Source organism: Mesorhizobium sp. PL10, from assembly GCF_053714315.1.
Genome location: NZ_JBSKBR010000003.1, coordinates 144,249 through 160,634, shown reverse-complemented (window position 1 = coordinate 160,634; position 16,386 = coordinate 144,249). Strand labels below are relative to the sequence as shown.

The 16,386-nt window shown below is 61.9% G+C and carries 15 protein-coding genes; 9 read left to right on the top strand and 6 right to left on the bottom strand.

Features of this window, described 5'->3' with window-relative positions; translation table 11 throughout:
• The first annotated feature begins 114 nt into the window (after positions 1 to 114).
• From ACWGTO_RS06940 to ACWGTO_RS06930, 3 genes are all read left to right on the top strand, one after another.
• Entirely contained in the window at positions 115 to 2,127 is a 2,013-nt protein-coding gene (locus tag ACWGTO_RS06940; RefSeq protein WP_454574129.1) for an acetyl-CoA carboxylase biotin carboxylase subunit, read from the top strand.
• Between the two features lie 106 nt (positions 2,128 to 2,233).
• Complete coding sequence (gene dnaE / locus ACWGTO_RS06935) at positions 2,234 to 5,761, top strand: DNA polymerase III subunit alpha (protein ID WP_454574128.1); 3,528 nt, start codon at positions 2,234 to 2,236, stop codon at positions 5,759 to 5,761.
• Between the two features lie 96 nt (positions 5,762 to 5,857).
• Positions 5,858 to 6,256, top strand: coding sequence for a nuclear transport factor 2 family protein (locus ACWGTO_RS06930; RefSeq protein WP_454574127.1), 399 nt, complete (start codon positions 5,858 to 5,860; stop codon positions 6,254 to 6,256).
• Positions 6,257 to 6,300: 44 nt separating this feature from the next.
• Here ACWGTO_RS06930 and ACWGTO_RS06925 read toward each other — a convergent pair whose 3' ends face one another.
• Positions 6,301 to 7,185 carry a DMT family transporter gene (locus tag ACWGTO_RS06925; RefSeq protein ID WP_454574126.1) on the bottom strand — a complete coding sequence of 295 codons (885 nt, stop codon included), beginning with the start codon at positions 7,183 to 7,185 and terminating at the stop codon, positions 6,301 to 6,303.
• 199 nt (positions 7,186 to 7,384) lie between these two features.
• Between ACWGTO_RS06925 and ACWGTO_RS06920 the strand changes: the two genes are divergently transcribed.
• Positions 7,385 to 7,888: a hypothetical protein gene (locus tag ACWGTO_RS06920; RefSeq protein ID WP_454574125.1), complete on the top strand. Its 504-nt coding sequence runs from the start codon at positions 7,385 to 7,387 to the stop codon at positions 7,886 to 7,888.
• A gap of 182 nt (positions 7,889 to 8,070) precedes the next feature.
• Positions 8,071 to 8,574: a hypothetical protein gene (locus ACWGTO_RS06915; RefSeq protein ID WP_454574124.1), complete on the top strand. Its 504-nt coding sequence runs from the start codon at positions 8,071 to 8,073 to the stop codon at positions 8,572 to 8,574.
• Positions 8,575 to 8,580: 6 nt separating this feature from the next.
• On the opposite strand, the gene ACWGTO_RS06910 is transcribed toward ACWGTO_RS06915, so the two are convergent.
• Complete coding sequence (locus tag ACWGTO_RS06910; protein WP_454574123.1) at positions 8,581 to 9,909, bottom strand: DNA polymerase IV; 1,329 nt, start codon at positions 9,907 to 9,909, stop codon at positions 8,581 to 8,583.
• A gap of 67 nt (positions 9,910 to 9,976) precedes the next feature.
• Between ACWGTO_RS06910 and ACWGTO_RS06905 the strand changes: the two genes are divergently transcribed.
• Together ACWGTO_RS06905 and ACWGTO_RS06900 are read left to right on the top strand one after the other, a co-directional pair.
• On the top strand, positions 9,977 to 10,552 hold the full coding sequence (locus ACWGTO_RS06905; protein ID WP_454574122.1) for an N-acetyltransferase family protein: 576 nt from the start codon (positions 9,977 to 9,979) through the stop codon (positions 10,550 to 10,552).
• Between the two features lie 84 nt (positions 10,553 to 10,636).
• Complete coding sequence (locus tag ACWGTO_RS06900) at positions 10,637 to 12,124, top strand: hypothetical protein (protein ID WP_454574121.1); 1,488 nt, start codon at positions 10,637 to 10,639, stop codon at positions 12,122 to 12,124.
• A 23-nt stretch (positions 12,125 to 12,147) separates the two neighbouring features.
• Here ACWGTO_RS06900 and ACWGTO_RS06895 read toward each other — a convergent pair whose 3' ends face one another.
• Positions 12,148 to 12,801 carry a hypothetical protein gene (locus tag ACWGTO_RS06895; protein WP_454574120.1) on the bottom strand — a complete coding sequence of 218 codons (654 nt, stop codon included), beginning with the start codon at positions 12,799 to 12,801 and terminating at the stop codon, positions 12,148 to 12,150.
• Entirely contained in the window at positions 12,798 to 13,097 is a 300-nt protein-coding gene (locus ACWGTO_RS06890; RefSeq protein WP_454574119.1) for a DUF3572 domain-containing protein, read from the bottom strand. The genes ACWGTO_RS06895 and ACWGTO_RS06890 overlap by 4 nt, the downstream gene beginning before the upstream one ends.
• 237 nt (positions 13,098 to 13,334) lie before the next feature.
• On the opposite strand from ACWGTO_RS06890, the gene ACWGTO_RS06885 reads away from it, so the two are divergent.
• Together ACWGTO_RS06885 and ACWGTO_RS06880 are read left to right on the top strand one after the other, a co-directional pair.
• Positions 13,335 to 13,706 (top strand): response regulator, encoded by a 372-nt coding sequence (locus ACWGTO_RS06885; protein WP_023667574.1) that lies wholly within the window; start codon positions 13,335 to 13,337, stop codon positions 13,704 to 13,706.
• A gap of 33 nt (positions 13,707 to 13,739) precedes the next feature.
• A complete protein-coding gene (locus tag ACWGTO_RS06880; RefSeq protein WP_454574118.1) occupies positions 13,740 to 15,113 on the top strand; it encodes a PleD family two-component system response regulator in 1,374 nt (457 codons plus the stop codon).
• Between the two features lie 405 nt (positions 15,114 to 15,518).
• Here ACWGTO_RS06880 and rpmG read toward each other — a convergent pair whose 3' ends face one another.
• A complete protein-coding gene (gene rpmG, locus ACWGTO_RS06875) occupies positions 15,519 to 15,686 on the bottom strand; it encodes a 50S ribosomal protein L33 (protein WP_006201775.1) in 168 nt (55 codons plus the stop codon).
• A gap of 153 nt (positions 15,687 to 15,839) precedes the next feature.
• Positions 15,840 to 16,298: a hypothetical protein gene (locus ACWGTO_RS06870; RefSeq protein WP_454574117.1), complete on the bottom strand. Its 459-nt coding sequence runs from the start codon at positions 16,296 to 16,298 to the stop codon at positions 15,840 to 15,842.
• Positions 16,299 to 16,386 lie beyond the last annotated feature (88 nt).

Genomic DNA, 16,386 nt, shown 5'->3' with positions numbered 1-16,386 from the left:
AAAGTCGATAGAAATTGAACTTGTTCGGCCCCGCACACCCCCCAGGCCAGCCCCTTGAGACGCGCCGGAATTGTCCATAGAACAGGACGGCTTCGCCGGAGGAACGACGTCTGCATGTTCACGAAAATCCTGATCGCCAATCGCGGCGAGATCGCTTGCCGCGTGATCAAGACGGCGCGCAAGATGGGCATCGCCACCGTCGCGGTCTATTCCGACGCCGATCGCGACGCCGTGCATGTCGAAATGGCCGACGAAGCTGTGAATATCGGGCCCTCGCCAGCCGCGCAGAGCTATCTCCTGCCGGAAAAGATCATCGCCGCCTGCAAGGAAACAGGGGCTCAGGCCGTGCATCCCGGCTACGGCTTTCTCTCGGAGCGTGCGGCCTTCTGCGAGGCGCTTGAGGCCGACGGCATCGTCTTTATCGGTCCGAAGCCCAGGGCGATCAAGGCGATGGGCGACAAGATCGAATCGAAGAAGTTTGCCAATGCTGCGAAGGTTTCCACGGTGCCCGGCTGGCTCGGCGTCATCGAAAACGCCGACCATGCCGAAAGAATAGCCGGCGAAATCGGCTATCCCGTGATGATCAAGGCTTCGGCCGGTGGCGGCGGCAAGGGCATGCGCATCGCCTGGAGCCAATCGGAAGTGCGCGACGGTTTCGACCGGGCGCGTTCCGAAGCCAAAAGCTCGTTCGGCGACGACCGCGTCTTCATCGAGAAATTCGTCGTCGATCCGCGCCATATCGAGATCCAGGTACTGGCCGACGCGCATGGCACTGCGCTCTATCTCGGCGAGCGCGAGTGCTCGATCCAGCGCCGCAACCAGAAGGTCGCCGAAGAGGCGCCTTCGCCGTTTCTCGATGCCAAGACCAGGAAGGCCATGGGCGAGCAGGCAGTCGCGCTGGCTCGGGCGGTCGACTATCAGAGCGCTGGCACCGTCGAGTTCATCGTCGACGCTGAAAAGAACTTCTATTTCCTTGAAATGAATACGAGATTGCAGGTCGAGCATCCGGTGACGGAGCTCGTCACCGGTATCGATCTGGTCGAGCAGATGATCCGCGTTGCCGCCGGCGAAAAGCTGGCTTTGAAGCAGAGCGACGTCAAGCTGAACGGCTGGGCGGTGGAAAGCCGCCTCTATGCCGAAGATCCCTATCGCAATTTCCTGCCGTCGATCGGTCGGTTGACACGTTACCGGCCGCCGGAGGAGGGCACGTTCGGCGACATCGTCATCCGCAACGACACCGGCGTCACCGAAGGCTCCGAGATTTCTATGTTTTATGACCCGATGGTGGCCAAGCTCTGCACCTGGGCGCCGACGCGGCTGGCGGCGATCGACGCCATGTCGGAAGCGTTGGACAGTTTCGTCGTCGACGGTATCGAGCACAACATTCCGTTCCTGGCAGCACTGATGCAGCATCCGCGCTGGCGCGAAGGGCGGATATCGACGGGCTTTATTGCCGAGGAATATCCTGACGGTTTTGCGCCGATCGTTCCGGACGCTGACGAAAAGGCGGTGCTGACGGCGATCGCCACGGCTGTCGAGCTTTTGCGCCGCGACCGGCTCGATCGCTTAAGCGGGCGACTGGCGCCGCATTCGGGGGCGCTCAAGCGTGACTGGGTGGTGAAGATCGGCGAGGACTATCTCCAGGTTTCGATGACCGAGGGCATGATCTCCATTCCGATGGAAATCGACCTGTCGGTCGATGGCGGCAAGGCGCTGACGGTGACGTCCGACTGGCGGCCGGGCGATCTGATCTGGCGCGGCACGGTCGGTGCCCGCAAGATCACCGCGCAGATCAGGCCGCTGCCGAACGGTCTACGCATCGCCTGGAAGGGCATGTCGGTGATGGCACGCGCCATGTTGCCGCGCACGGCCGCGCTGGAAAAGCTGATGCCGGAAAAGCTGGCGCCGGACACGTCCAAGATGCTGCTTTGCCCGATGCCGGGGCTGGTCGTGTCGATTGCGGTCGTCGAGGGCCAGGAGGTCAAGACCGGCGAGACGCTGGCCGTGGTCGAGGCAATGAAAATGGAAAACGTGCTGCGCGCCGACCGAGATCTTGTCGTATCGAAACTCAACGCCAAGCCGGGCGACAGCCTGGCGGTGGACGCGGTGATCATGGAATTCGCCTGAGCAGGCTGGAAGTCTGTGATCGGTGGTCGTTTGTGCTGGACTGGCATAGCCCGGTCCGGGACAATACGTCTCCATCGACTCAAAGCCCCAGGCAGCGCGAGAAATCATGGCGGACGACAAACTTCCACGCGATCCTCTGAAGCGCGAAGCAGCGATTGCTGCCGCGCGCCCGGAGACGCCGGCGCGTCCGTTCATCCATCTGCGCGTGCACTCGGCCTACTCGCTGCTCGAAGGCGCCTTGCAGGTCGCCGCCATTGTCGGTCATGCCGTCAAGGACGAGTGCCCGGCAATCGCCGTCACCGATACCAACAATCTGTTCGGCGCGCTGGAATTCGCACAGAAGGCGGTGAAGGAGGGTATCCAGCCGATCATCGGCTGCCAGGTCGATCTCGCTTTTTCCGGCGAGACGAGCGACGCGCAGCGCGACCGCCGCCGTCATGGTCCGGAGATGCATGCCGTGGTGCTGCTGGCCGCCACCGAGGCCGGTTATGGCAATCTGGTCAGGCTGGTCAGTCAGGTCTATCTGGAGACGCCGCCGGGCGAGCCCGTGCATCTGACGTCAGCAATGCTGGAAGGCCATAGCGATGGCCTGATCTGCCTCAGCGGCGGGCCGCGCGGTCCGATCGGCCGAGCGCTGAAGGAAGACCGCCGCGACCTCGCCGAAGCGAGGTTGCTGGCGCTCAAGGCGCTGTTTGGCGACCGGCTCTATGTCGAGCTGGACCGCGTGTCCGGCTATGACCGCGCCATCGAGAAATCATCGGTCGATCTTGCCTATATCCATGACCTGCCGCTGGTTGCCACCAATGAGGCGTTCTTTTCCGCCCGCGACGATTATGACGCGCATGACGCGCTGATCGCCATTGCCGAAGGTTCGGTCGTTGCCGCCGACAACCGCCGCCGGCTGACACCAGACAATTTCCTGCGCAGCCAGGCCGATATGGCACGACTGTTCGCCGATCTGCCGGAAGCGATCGACAACACCGTCGAGATCGCGCTGCGCTGCTCCTATTATCCGAAGAACCGCAACCCGATCCTGCCGCGCTTTACCGGCGGCGATGTCGCTGACAATGAGGTGGCGCTGAAGGCCGAGGCAGACGAATTGCGCCGCCAGGCCCATGAAGGGCTCGACGCGCGGCTGGCGGCGCATGGACCCACTGCCGGCTATACCGCCGAGCAGTATCGCGAGCGGCTCGATTTCGAGCTTTCCATCATCGAGAAGATGAAGTTCCCCGGCTACTTCCTGATCGTTGCCGACTTCATCAAATGGGCGAAGGCGCAAGGCATTCCGGTCGGGCCCGGCCGCGGTTCGGGCGCCGGATCGCTGGTTGCCTATTCCACCACCATCACCGACATCGACCCGTTGCGCTTCTCGCTGCTGTTCGAGCGCTTCCTCAATCCCGACCGCGTGTCGATGCCCGACTTCGATATCGACTTCTGCCAGGACCGGCGCGAAGAGGTGATCCGCTACGTCCAGCAGAAATACGGCCGCGACCAGGTGGGGCAGATCATCACCTTCGGTACGCTGCAGGCGCGCGCCGTGCTGCGCGACGTCGGCCGCGTGCTGCAGATGCCTTACGGCCAGGTCGACAAGCTGTCCAAAATGGTGCCGCAGAACCCGGCCAATCCGGTCAAGCTCGCCGACGCCATCGCCAACGAGCCGCGCTTTGCCGAGGAGGCTGAGAAGGAGCCGATCGTCCAGACGCTGCTCGATATGGCGCAGAAACTCGAAGGGCTCTACCGCCACGCTTCGACGCACGCTGCCGGCATCGTTATCGGCGACAGGCCGTTGTCGGAGCTGGTGCCGATGTACCGCGATCCACGCTCGGACATGCCGGTCACCCAGTTCAACATGAAATATGTCGAACAGGCCGGGCTGGTGAAATTCGACTTCCTCGGCCTGAAGACGCTGACGGTGCTGGAGACGGCGGTGAAACTGATCCGCCGCCGTGGTATCGAGATCGACCTGGCGACGATCCCGCTCGACGACCCTGAAACCTACGCCATGCTGTCGCGCGGCGAAGTGGTCGGTGTGTTCCAGGTGGAAAGTGCCGGCATGCGCAAGGCGCTGATCGGCATGCGGCCCGACTGCATCGAGGACATCATCGCGCTGGTGGCGCTCTACCGCCCCGGCCCGATGGAGAACATCCCGACCTACAACGCCAGAAAGCATGGCGAGGAGGAGATGGCCTCGATCCATCCCAAGATCGACCATCTGGTGAAGGAGACGCAAGGCGTCATCGTTTACCAGGAACAGGTCATGCAGATCGCTCAGGAGCTTTCCGGCTACTCGCTCGGCGAAGCCGACCTTCTGCGCCGCGCCATGGGCAAGAAGATCCGCGCCGAGATGGACAAACAGCGCGAGCGTTTCGTCACCGGCGCCGTCGAGCGCGGTGTGAACAAGCCGCAGGCCGACTTCATCTTCGACCTTCTTGCCAAGTTCGCCGACTACGGCTTCAACAAGTCGCACGCCGCGGCTTACGCCGTGGTTTCCTACCAGACCGCCTATCTCAAGGCGCATTATCCGGTCGAATTCCTGGCCGCGTCGATGACGCTCGACATGGGCAACACCGACAAGCTCGCCGATTTCCGCCAGGATGCCCTGCGTCTAGGCATCGAGGTGGTGGCGCCGTCGGTGATGTCGAGTTTTCGCGACTTCGAGGTCGGCGAAAACCGGATCTATTACTCGCTGGCGGCGCTCAAGGGCGTCGGCGATGCCGCGGTCGAGCACATCGTCGCCATGCGTGGCGAAAAGCCGTTCAAGAACCTTGCCGACTTCTGCGAGCGGGTCGATCCGAAGATAGTCGGCAAGCGGGTCTTCGAAAGCCTGATCATGGCCGGCGCGCTCGACTGTTTCGGTCATGACCGCGCCCAGATGATGGCCGGCGTCGAACGGATGATGGGGCTGGCCTCGCTGGCGCAGCAGAATGCGATTTCGGGCCAGCACGACATTTTCGGCGCGTCGCTCGGCGCGCAGCAGCAGGCGCTCAATCTGCCGCAGACCGATCCCTGGCTTGCCGCCGACCGGCTGCATCGCGAATTCCAGGTGGTCGGCTTCTATCTCTCGGCGCATCCGCTCGATGAGTACAAGACTGCTTTGCAGAAGATGCGGGTGCAGAACTGGGGCGAATTCTCGGCCGCGGTGAAACGCGGTGCCGCCGCCGGGCGGCTTGCCGGCACCGTCACCACCAAGCAGGAACGCAAGACCCGCACCGGCAACAAGATGGGGGTCATCGCCTTTTCCGACACATCTGGCCAGTATGAAGCTGTCCTGTTTTCGGAAGGATTGGCGCAGTATCGCGACCTGCTCGAGCCTGGCCGTTCGGTGGTAATCACCGTGTCGGCCGAGGACCGGCCTGAGGGCGTCAATCTGCGCATCCAGACGGTGCAGTCGCTGGAAGACGAGGCAAGCCGCATCCAGAAGGCGCTGCGCATCTTTGTGCGTGACGCCGCGCCGATCAACATGCTGGCCGGCCAGTTGGCGGTGAAGGGCGAAGGTCAGGTCAGCTTCGTGCTCATCAAAGAGGCCGGGCAGGGCGAGGTCGAGATCGAATTGCCCAACCGCTACCGCATCTCGCCGCAAATCGCGTCGGCCATGCGCGCGGTGCCGGGTGTTGTGGAGGTGGAACTCGTTTAGCCGATCTTCAGGCCACCCATGACGCAATTCCGGACGGAAAACCGTTTCACACTTTTCCTGGAATTGCTCTGAAGAACTTCAAAGGAACGCACAATCATGCCCAGCCGCGAACGCGTCGAAGCCTTTCTCAAGGAGGTGGTCGAAGGCAGCCATGTCAAGGCGATCGCCGACTTCTACCATGACGATGCGACAATGCAGGAGAATCTCGGTGTCCCGAGGCGTGGCAAGGAAATGCTGATGGCGCATGAGCAGGCCGCGCTCGACCGGATCGAGAGGATGCACACGCATCCGGTCCAGACATTCCTGGTCGATGGCGACCATGTTGCCATCCGCTGGACTTTCGACAGGATCGACAAGACAGGAACGGTGCGGCGGCTGGAAGAGGTGGCGTTGCAGCGCTGGCGCGGCGACCGGATCGCCGAGGAGCGGTTCGTCTACGACACCGCCACGGCCTGGCGCCTTGTCGGGCCCGACGGCGCGGTGGTGCAGAGCTGAGCAATCTCCGGCCTCAACCCATCGGAACGGTTCGGTGTCTGTCGCTATCCCGAGGCAGCGACCTCCGCCGGCCGCTCCGCTTTCCGCTGCAGGTTGAGCAGGTTGCCCATCAGGATCAGGAGGGCGCCGGCGGCGGTAAAAATGTCGATTTGCTCGCGATAGAGCAGCCAGCCGATCAGCGCCGATAGCGGCACGCGCAGGAAATCCATCGGCGAGATAACGGTTGCGTCTGCATAGACAAGCGCGCGGGCCATGCAGAAATGCGACGACATACCGGTGAAGGCGATCAGGATGATCCACGGCCACAGTTCGAGCGGCGGATTGCGCCACTCGTAGAGCGCGGGCAGAAGGCCGACCACGGACTGGATGACCAGCATCCAGAAGATGATGCGTACGACGCTGTCGGTCCGCGTCAGCGACTTGACCATGACCACCGAGATGCCGAAACAGACAGCGGCGCCCAGCACGACAATGTGTCCGGGATCGACAGATCCGACGCCGGGGCGCACGATGACCACCACGCCGATCAGGCCGAGCACAATCGCCGCCAGCCTTGGCCGCGACAGTTTTTCGCCAAGGAAGCTGACGGCCAGGATGGCGGTCCAGATCGGCGTGGTGAACTCGATCGAGATCAGCACCGCAAGCGGGATCAGCGTCAGCGCATAGAGCCACGCTGCCTGGCCGGTATAGTGGATGACATTGCGGGCAATATGGGCAAGCGGCCGCTTCGTGCGCATCGCCGAGAAACCGCCTGATATCATCACCAGCGGCAAAAGGATGAAAAAGCCGATCACCGAGCGCAGTTCGAGCACCTGGAAGACGTTGAGCTCGGCGGTGGTTGCACGGCCGGCGACCGACATCGCCAGGAACGAGGCGATCGACAGCGCCATCCAGAAGGCGGCTTTGGGGATCGAGGGAGCAGGGACCATTGGCGCTATGTCGCAAGACGGCGGCCGCGCCGCAACCGTTAGTCGAGGCATTCGACTGGGCCAGTGGGCGCTGTAAAAAACGGTTGTAAAAAAACGGTCACGTCGAAAGCGGAACCTGCCGGCGGGGCGCTCGTTTGAGTCCAGCATCGGCCAGTTCCCGGGGAGTCGCCACCTTTGTGATCGCAAGAGGGGATTCTGGATGAAATCAGTCGTCGGGTTGCTGATTGCCGTCTGCCTGTTGTCAGCACCGGCGGCACATGCCGACGAAGCGGGCTTTCTGAGTTCGTTGCAGGGAAAATTTGCCGGGAAGGGAACTGTCAGGATCAGGACGAATTCACCTGTCATGAACATTTCCTGCACCTTCAAATCGGATACCACGGATACCTCGCTCTCGCTGGACGGCACCTGCCGTGCCATGATGATCATGACGCGCGAAATCCGCGCCGACCTGACGATCAGTGGAGCGACCTACAGCGGCACCTATGTCGGCTCCAAAAGCGGACCGGCGGCGCTCAGCGGCAGCCGCACCGGCGATGCAATCAACCTCGACATCCGCTGGGCAAAGATCGTCAATGGCGATCGCGACGCCCAGATGATTGTCGAAAAGATCGGCGCCGACGCCATGCGCCTTACCGTGATCGATGTCGATCCCAAGACTGGCAAGACGGTTGTGACAAGCCGCATTGATCTCAACCGCACCTAGGTTGCTTCCGCCGCAACCGCTAGCAACGCATTCCAATGGGCCAGCCCCTGGGCCGATTGGACCGACGTTAGAAACAGTCTTATTGAAAGCGGAACCCGTTTTGCGGGCAGGCGTTCTAAGTCTGCGTGGTGCCGGTTTCCGCTGGACGCGCAGCATCTCCAACACCCTCGGGGGAGAGTATGATGAAATCACTTGCATGCTTTGTCCTTGCCGGTTGCTTGATGGCTGCGGCGGACGCCCATGCTGACGAGGCTGATTTCCTGAGTTCCTTGCAGGGGAATTTCTCCGGCAAGGGAACTGTCAAGGTCACCACCGACGCGCCGACGGTGAATGTCTCCTGTACTTTCGATTCCGACGCGACCTCGACCTCATTGTCGCTTGACGGCAACTGCCGTGGTCTTGTCGTGGTGACGCGGGCCATCAGCGCGGATCTGAAGGCCAGCGGAGCGAAATACACCGGCGTCTATGTTGGATCGCGCACCGGACCGGCACAGCTCGCCGGCAGCCGCTCGGGCAACGCGATCAATCTCGGCATTAGCTGGGCGACGGAGGTCAATGGCGATCGCAAGGCGCGGTTGACGGTCGAGAAAACCAGCGGCGACGGAATGCGGTTGACCGTTACCGACGTCGATCCGAAAACCGGCAGGAGCGTTGTGACGAGCCGCATCGATCTGCGGCGCATCTAAGCCGTATTACTCCTCGATCGGCTCGGGCGGGTTGGCGTTGCGGCCCTTTCCGAAGGTGTAGCCGGTTTCCACCGCCTTCTTGCCGAATTTGTCCCGCAGCGTGTCGATTGCGCTTTCCGCCATGGCGCGCTTGCGCGAGCCGACATCGACAAGATCGGGCGGATCGGCCTTCTCGTCATCCGAGAGATCGCTGACACCGATGCCGAGCAGCCGGTATTTCGTCCCGTCCGCTTCCTTGCGCAGGAGGTCGAGGCCGGTCTGGAAGATGCGGTCGGCCAGCCTTGTCGGGTCGCCGAGCTGGCGGTTGCGGGTGCGCAGCTTGAAGTCCTGCGTCTTCAGCTTCAGCACCACGGTGCGCCCGGCAATGCCTGACTTCTTCAGCCTGGCTGAAACCTTTTCCGACAACCCCCGCAGCACCGGGACCAGTTCGTCCATCTCAGCTATATCGGTGTCGAAAGTGGTTTCGGCCGAGACGCTTTTTGCATCCTGATCGGGGTCGACACGGCGGTCATCCTGGCCGCGTGACAGATGGTAAAGCCTTGTGCCCATCACGCCATAGCGGCGCATCAGATCGGCGCGCTCCATGCGCTGCAGCTGGGCGATGGTGCGGATGCCGTCGCGTTCAAGCGTTGCGGCAAACGCTTTGCCGACGCCCCAGATCAACGTCACCGGCTGCTCGGCCAGAAACGCAATCGCCTCGGCCTCGCCGATCACCGAAAGGCCGCGAGGCTTGCGGAAATCGGACGCAACCTTGGCCAGGAACTTGCAGTAGGAGAGGCCGGCCGAAACGGTGATGCCGATTTCCTTTTCGACGGTCCGCGCAAAGCGCGCCAGCACCACCGCCGGCGGCATGCCGTGCAGGCGCTCGGTGCCGGCAAGGTCGAGAAACGCCTCGTCGATGGAGAGCGGCTCGACCAGCGGCGTCAGCGCCTGCATCAGCGCGCGCACCTCGCGGCCGACGCGGACATATTTTTCCATATTGGGCGGGATGACGATCGCTTCCGGGCAGGCTTCGAGCGCCTTGAACATCGGCATCGCCGAGCGCACGCCCTTGATGCGGGCGATGTAGCAGGCGGTGGAGACGACGCCACGCTTGCCGCCGCCAATGATCAGCGGCTTGTCCTTGAGCGCCGGGTTGTCGCGCTTTTCGATGGCCGCATAAAAGGCATCGCAATCGATATGGGCAAGATGCAGCCGGTAGAGTTCGGGATGGCGGGCAAGCCGCGGGCTGCCGCAGCGCTCGCAGCGTCTGACATCGCTGCGCTGAAGGGTCAGGCAGTCGCGGCAAAAACCGTGCTCGGGATTGTTGACAGGGGCCGCCATCGCTGCGAACATAAAGAGAACAAATGCAATGGTACGTCAGGACGGGAGCCGCCACAAGCGGTTAGCCGGGAGAGAACTCATGAGCACGACCATAGCGCCGCTGGCGCCCGACCTATGGGCGGATTTCGAGGATCTTTTCGGCAAGCAAGGCGCCTGTTACGGGTGCTGGTGCACCTATTTCAGGCAGGCGCCGGCGGCGCGGCGCGCCAGCAACAAGCAGCGCAACAAAGATCTTATCAAGGCGCGGATCGAGACCGGGCCGCCGCCGGGGCTTTTGGCCTTCGAGGACGGCGTGGCGGTCGGCTGGATGCAGATCGGCCCACGCGCCGACGTGCCCGAATGGAACAATCGGGGCAGGGGCTCGGCGCCGGTCGATCCGTCGGACGCCGCTGATCCCGGCGTCTGGGCGATCTCCTGCTTCTTCATTCGCGCCAGTGCACGCGGCAGGGGGATCAGCCACCGTCTGGTCGAGGGCGGCATCGCCTTTGCGCGCCGGAACAAGGCGCGGCTGGTCGAGGCCTGCCCGATCGATGTGTCGCGCGATTCGCGTTCGATCGGTCTGTTCGTCGGCTCGTCGCGTGTGTTCGAAAAGGCCGGCTTCGAGCGGCTTGTCGAACGCAAGGCTGGCCGGCCGCTGATGCGGCTGGTGCTGTAGCGGTTGCCGGGTCGGCCTTGTGACTATAACTGTAATCTCATACCAGACGAACCAGCGTTCTTTTGAGTCAAACGGAGAATTGTTGTGAACCGTATCCTGCCATTCGCTTTTTTACTCGCCTTCAGCGCGCCGGCCCTCGGTCAGACTGTCGACAGTCAAGGTGCAAAGAAATTGTCCGATGACCTGGCGCGCTACGTCGGCCAGCAAGTTCTCGATGAGGGCATATTAAAAGTTGCCGCCGAAGGCGATGGCTACAGGATTACCTTCGATTTGAAAGCGCTCGCTGCGAAGTTGCCCAAGGAGGACATGCCAAAGTTCGATTTTCCGCCTTTGACGATGATCGTCAAACCGCGCGCTGCCGGAGGCTGGGATGTCTCTTCGGATTTCTCCACCAGCGGATCGTTTGAGGCGAGAAATCAGAACGGCCCGGTCAGCGGAGAAATCGCCATTAAGGACGGCAAGTTCAAAGGCATATATGACCCTGAACTGGCAGCGTTCACGAGCGGCGAAAGCGCGATGGCCGGCATGGCGATGAAATCGACCATGCAACGGCAGCTGACGGATTTGAGCGTCGGTCCGGGATCGGCAAAGTTTTCTGCCGGCAAGGCCACGGGCGGCGGTGTCGACCTCAATGTGACACAGTCGATGACGGACTTCATCGAAACGATCAAGATCGATGGCAATCAGGTCGGGGCCATCAGGGCTCCGGAGCTTGTGCTGGACATCAATGCCAAGGCCATGCGCACGAAGCCGCTTCTTGATCTGCTCGCATTCGCCGTCGCTCATGATGACGAAGACCGGTTGAAAGCCGATCAGGCAGAGCTGAAAGCGCTTCTGCTCGGCGTACTGCCGTTGTGGGACCGAATGGATGAAACTTACACTTTCAAGAATTTCGCTTTTGAAACCTATGCGGGCAACTTCGGCGCAGCACAGATACATGCTGCGTTGGGCACGGATGGCATCGCAAAGGACGGCAAGCTCAGCTACTCGGTCAAGGCCACCGGCCTCACCATGCCGCAACAAACGTTGCCAGTCTGGACGTTTCCTTTGCTGCCAACCGATATCGAGCTGAATCTCGGTGGCGCCAATATCGACCTCGACAGCATGGCCAGGAAAACCATCGAAACTTTCGACTTGAGCAAGGATCCGCCGTTGCCGGCCGATTTCGGCGACGTGGTTTCAGCCGAATTCCTGGCCAAAATGCCAAAATTCGTTCTCGGGCACAGCACGATCAAAAGGGGCGAGATCGAAGTGGCGATGGAGGGTGAGGTGACGTTCCCCAACAAGAAGCCCGACGCCAGCATGACCATCGAGGTGACCGGCTATGACAAGATCGTGGCGGTCCTGCAGGATGCAGCCAAGACTGACCGGGATGCTTCGCAGGCCTTTACCGGCGCGCTTGCGATCAAAGGATTCGCCAAGACGTTGCCGGATGGCCGCGTTGAATGGGTCATCAGCGCCAAGCCCGACGGCTCGGTGACGGTCAACGGCGCCATGTTGAAGGGGCCGGATCCGGTCGTGGAAGACAACACCGATCCGGGTGCCAGCCCCGGGACAGCGAAGAAGCCCTGAGCGAGCGACTCAGAGGCGGCTGCTCAGAGCCCTAGCGCGCTAGCAATCTTTGGCGCCGCCTCATGCCAATCCTCGACAGAGATGATGTCGTCGGGCACCGGCGGCATGAAGGCGCGCAACGAATTGTCGGCCATCAGATGGAAGAGATGCGCATCGGCGACCGAATTGCGCGCCGAGATGAGGTTGGACGGCTGGTCGTCGACAAAGGCCACCGGCCGCCCTTTGCTGCCGCGCAGTTTCGCTACCGCTGGTCCCTTGGCCATTTCAGTGGTCAACAGCGGATAGGGAAGTCCGAGCGCATCGAGATGGGAGCGGCGCGCCGCGCGATGGCGGTGCGGCATGGCGGTCAAAAGGACGATTTCGGCACGGTCGCCGAGGCTGGCAAGCGCTTGTTCGGCGCCGTCGGTGACGCTTTGCCAGTCAGACTGCGCGTCGAAGAAATCGCCAAGCAGTGCCGTCACCTCCGGCTGTTCGATCAGCCGGCCGCTCGCCGTTTCGGCGATGTTGCCGGTGAGGCGGAAGGAGGCCAGCGTGAGCCCAAAACCGCGCGATTTGAGGAAATGCGGAAATGGCCGGATGAATTCGAGCACGACATCGTCGACGTCCAGGATCAGCAGAGGCCGGTCGTCGGCTGCAAGTTCGGCGATCTGCCGTGCCGTCTCGGGATCGTCGCTCATATCGAACGCTCATGGTCGTCGCCGCCAAGCGGCAGCGCGCGCAAGGCCTTGCCGACTGAGGCCGGCGGGGTGCCGGTTTCCTCGGCAAAGCGCAGCAAGGTTGGCTCGTGGGCAAGGATGAACTGTAGGACGCCGGCAAGGAATCCCGGTTCGGCTGCGGCGCGCCGAATGGCAGAGGCCTCTATGCCGGTGATTGCCAGAAAGCGCGGCAGGAGTTCCGGGTCTGCGGCGACGAAGCCCAGTGCCCTCACGGCAATGGTTTCCGCCTCCTCGCGCATTGACGCTGCGTTTGCCATCATTACCTTCTGGTTTGCGGAAATGAGTCTCTTTTCCGCAGTAATCGCAAGCGTCGCTTGCGGCAAGCCACCACCCCAATCCGATGTGGTTTTCGAGGTGGAATCCGAATGGCTTTTACAGCTGCGGGTTTCCGTTTCGTCAATCATATTGCCCTAGAGTGAAGGAGGGTTTGGTGTGCTCCGACAAGGACGCATGACGGCAGGCTTCGGGCGAAGCCCGGCCGGGACGGGAAATCGATGCCTAAGAAGGTGATGATCGTCGAGGACAATGAGCTCAATATGAAGCTCTTTCGGGACCTCATCGAAGCCAGCGGTTACGAGACGGTGCGCACGCGCAACGGCCTCGAGGCGCTCGATCTGGCGCGCCAGCACCGGCCGGACCTGATCCTGATGGATATCCAGCTGCCGGAAGTATCAGGCCTGGAAGTGACGAAATGGCTGAAGGAGGACGACGACCTCCATTCCATTCCCGTGATCGCCGTCACCGCCTTCGCCATGAAGGGCGACGAGGAGCGCATTCGCCAAGGGGGCTGCGAAGCCTACATCTCCAAGCCGATCTCGGTGCCGCGTTTCATCGAAACCATCAAATCCTATCTGGGTGATGCCTGATGTCAGCACCGATTCCAGCCGGAGCCTTGTGAAATGACTGCGCGGATCCTCGTCGTCGACGACATCCCTGCCAATGTCCGACTGCTCGAGGTTCGGCTGCTGGCCGAATATTTCGAGGTGCTGACCGCCTCCAACGGGCCGGATGCGATCGAGACCTGCGAAAACGGCAAGGTCGATGTCGTGCTGCTCGACGTGATGATGCCCGACATGGACGGGTTCGAGGTCTGCAAGCGGTTGAAAAGCGATCCGGCGACATCGCACATACCGGTGGTCATGATCACCGCGCTCGACCAGGTTGCCGACCGGGTGCGCGGCCTCGAGGCCGGCGCCGACGATTTCCTGACCAAGCCGGTCAATGATTTGCAGCTGATGACGCGGGTGAAGAGTCTGGTCAGGCTGAAGTCGCTGACCGATGAGTTGCGTCTGCGCGCCTCGACCACCCGTAATATCGGCATCGAGGCGCTGTTGAGCCGTACCTTCGCGAGCGACGAGGTGACGCCGAAGGTGCTGTTGATCGACGAGCGCAAACCCTCCTTCGAACGCATCCAGAAGATGCTGCGGGGCAGCGCCGAACTCGACATTGCCACCGATCCGCATACCGGTTTCTTCCAGGCTGCCGAGGCGCCGTATGAATGCGTGCTGATCTCGACCGGTTTTGCCGATTTCGATCCGCTGCGGCTATGTTCGCAATTGCGTTCGCTCGATCGTACCCGCTTCCTGCCGATCATCCTGCTTGCCGAAGAAGGCGAGGAGGGCCGCATCATCCGCGGCCTCGAACTCGGCATCAACGACTATCTGATGCGGCCGATCGATCAGCAGGAGCTGATGGCGCGGCTGCGCACGCAGGTGCGCCGCAAGCGCTACAACGACCAGCTCCGCGCCAGCGTCACGCAGACCATCGAGATGGCGGTGACCGATGGGCTGACTGGTCTGCACAACCGCCGCTACCTGGACAGCCATCTGCAGACGCTGTTCGACCGTGCCGTGGCGAGGCGGCGACCCTTGTCGGTGATGATCACCGATCTCGACCGGTTCAAGACCGTCAATGACGCGCATGGCCATGACGGCGGCGACGACGTGCTGCGCGAATTCGCCCGGCGGTTGCGCAAAAATGTCAGGGGTATCGACCTGGCCTGCCGCTTCGGCGGCGAGGAATTCGTGGTTGTGATGCCGGACACGGACGCAGCGGTGGCGGCAAAGGTTGCGGAACGCATTCGCGCCGAAATCGCCCAACTGCCGTTTGCCATCGGTCAAGAAGGCAAGACGATCGAAGTCACGGTCAGCGTGGGCGTGTCGTCGGTGCTGAACGGCGCGGACACGGTCGCGGCGTTGATGAAGCGCGCCGACGTCGCTCTTTACGAAGCCAAGAGCGGTGGCCGCAACCGCGTCGTCGCCAAGGCCGCGTAGGTCCGACACCGAATTATCCAGTCAACCCGATAGGGTTAGGAATTTACCTTAATCCAAGCGATTCCCGAGCCTTGGTTAAGAAACTGTTGATTTTCATACGTTGTTGCGCAAATGTGCAGTGCAAGAACTAAGGCGATGCGGGCACGAGGGTAGACAGCCGTATCGCTCCGAATACCCCATGATGCTCAGGTCCGCCGCATCTCCTGGGTCCGTGGGGTCGGCCGGCCGGCCTTGGCACATAGTGGCCTCCTCGTACCGCTGCCATACGCCGACCGGCCCCCTTTTTTCCAAAAATCACAAGGAGCTTTCCTCGCCAGGGCGCGGAAGGTCTCCGGCTTTCAGAACCTGCAAAACAAAAACGCCGCCCGAAAGGGCGGCGTTTTTACAGAGCGTGCAGAAACCAGATTACTTGATCTTGGTTTCCTTGAACTCGACGTGCTTCTTGGCGACCGGATCGTACTTGCGGAACGACAGCTTGTCCGTCTTGGTACGGCTGTTCTTGCTGGTCACGTAGAAGAAACCGGTGTCGGCGGTCGACAGAAGCTTGATCTTGATGTTTGCGGCTTTGGCCATTGTATCAGTCCGTTATGTTCGTGGGGTTTTGGCCGCTGGAGCGGGGGAAAACACCCGGACGCGGGAAACTTGGCGCGACACATAAAGAACGTGCCCGGAAAGTCAAGCCCGGCGCGCCAGCTGTGACCAAGTGCAGCCGCCCTTTGGCTGAAATCACACGGTTTGCGCTACCGGCGCAGCCGCTTTCTTCCAGTCGCCGGTGGTGTTCCACCAGCGATTCGGATTGGCGCGGTCGTCCAGGCCCTTGGAGCGGCTGGCGAGGATCGGCTGAATGCGGATCACCGGCTCCTGGTAGGAATGCGCCTGGAAAATCGCCTCGACGACGCGGGCGGCGAGCAGTTGGTCATCGGGCAATTCGAACGAGACCTCGACCGTGCCGGGACGGCGGCGCAATTCGGTCTCGGCGCCGGCGGCAGCACCTTCGAGCGGCCGGTAGCGTTCGATGCCGTGCGCGGACTGGTACGCGTTGCGGTCATACTTGCCCATGGCGAGCGGGGCGATCGCGACCACTGCATCCATGATGCGGTCGACATCGGCGGCCGGAGCCTGGAAGCTGACAAGCAGCAGGAGCGTCATGCGTAACGATGTGGTTTCAAAGCCGCTGTCGATCATGGCAGTATCCTCGAACTCGGGTGTTTTGGGACACCCTTTTAGCTGAGGCCTCCTGACACGGTTCTGTCAGCAGCCGTGTCTTTGCGTC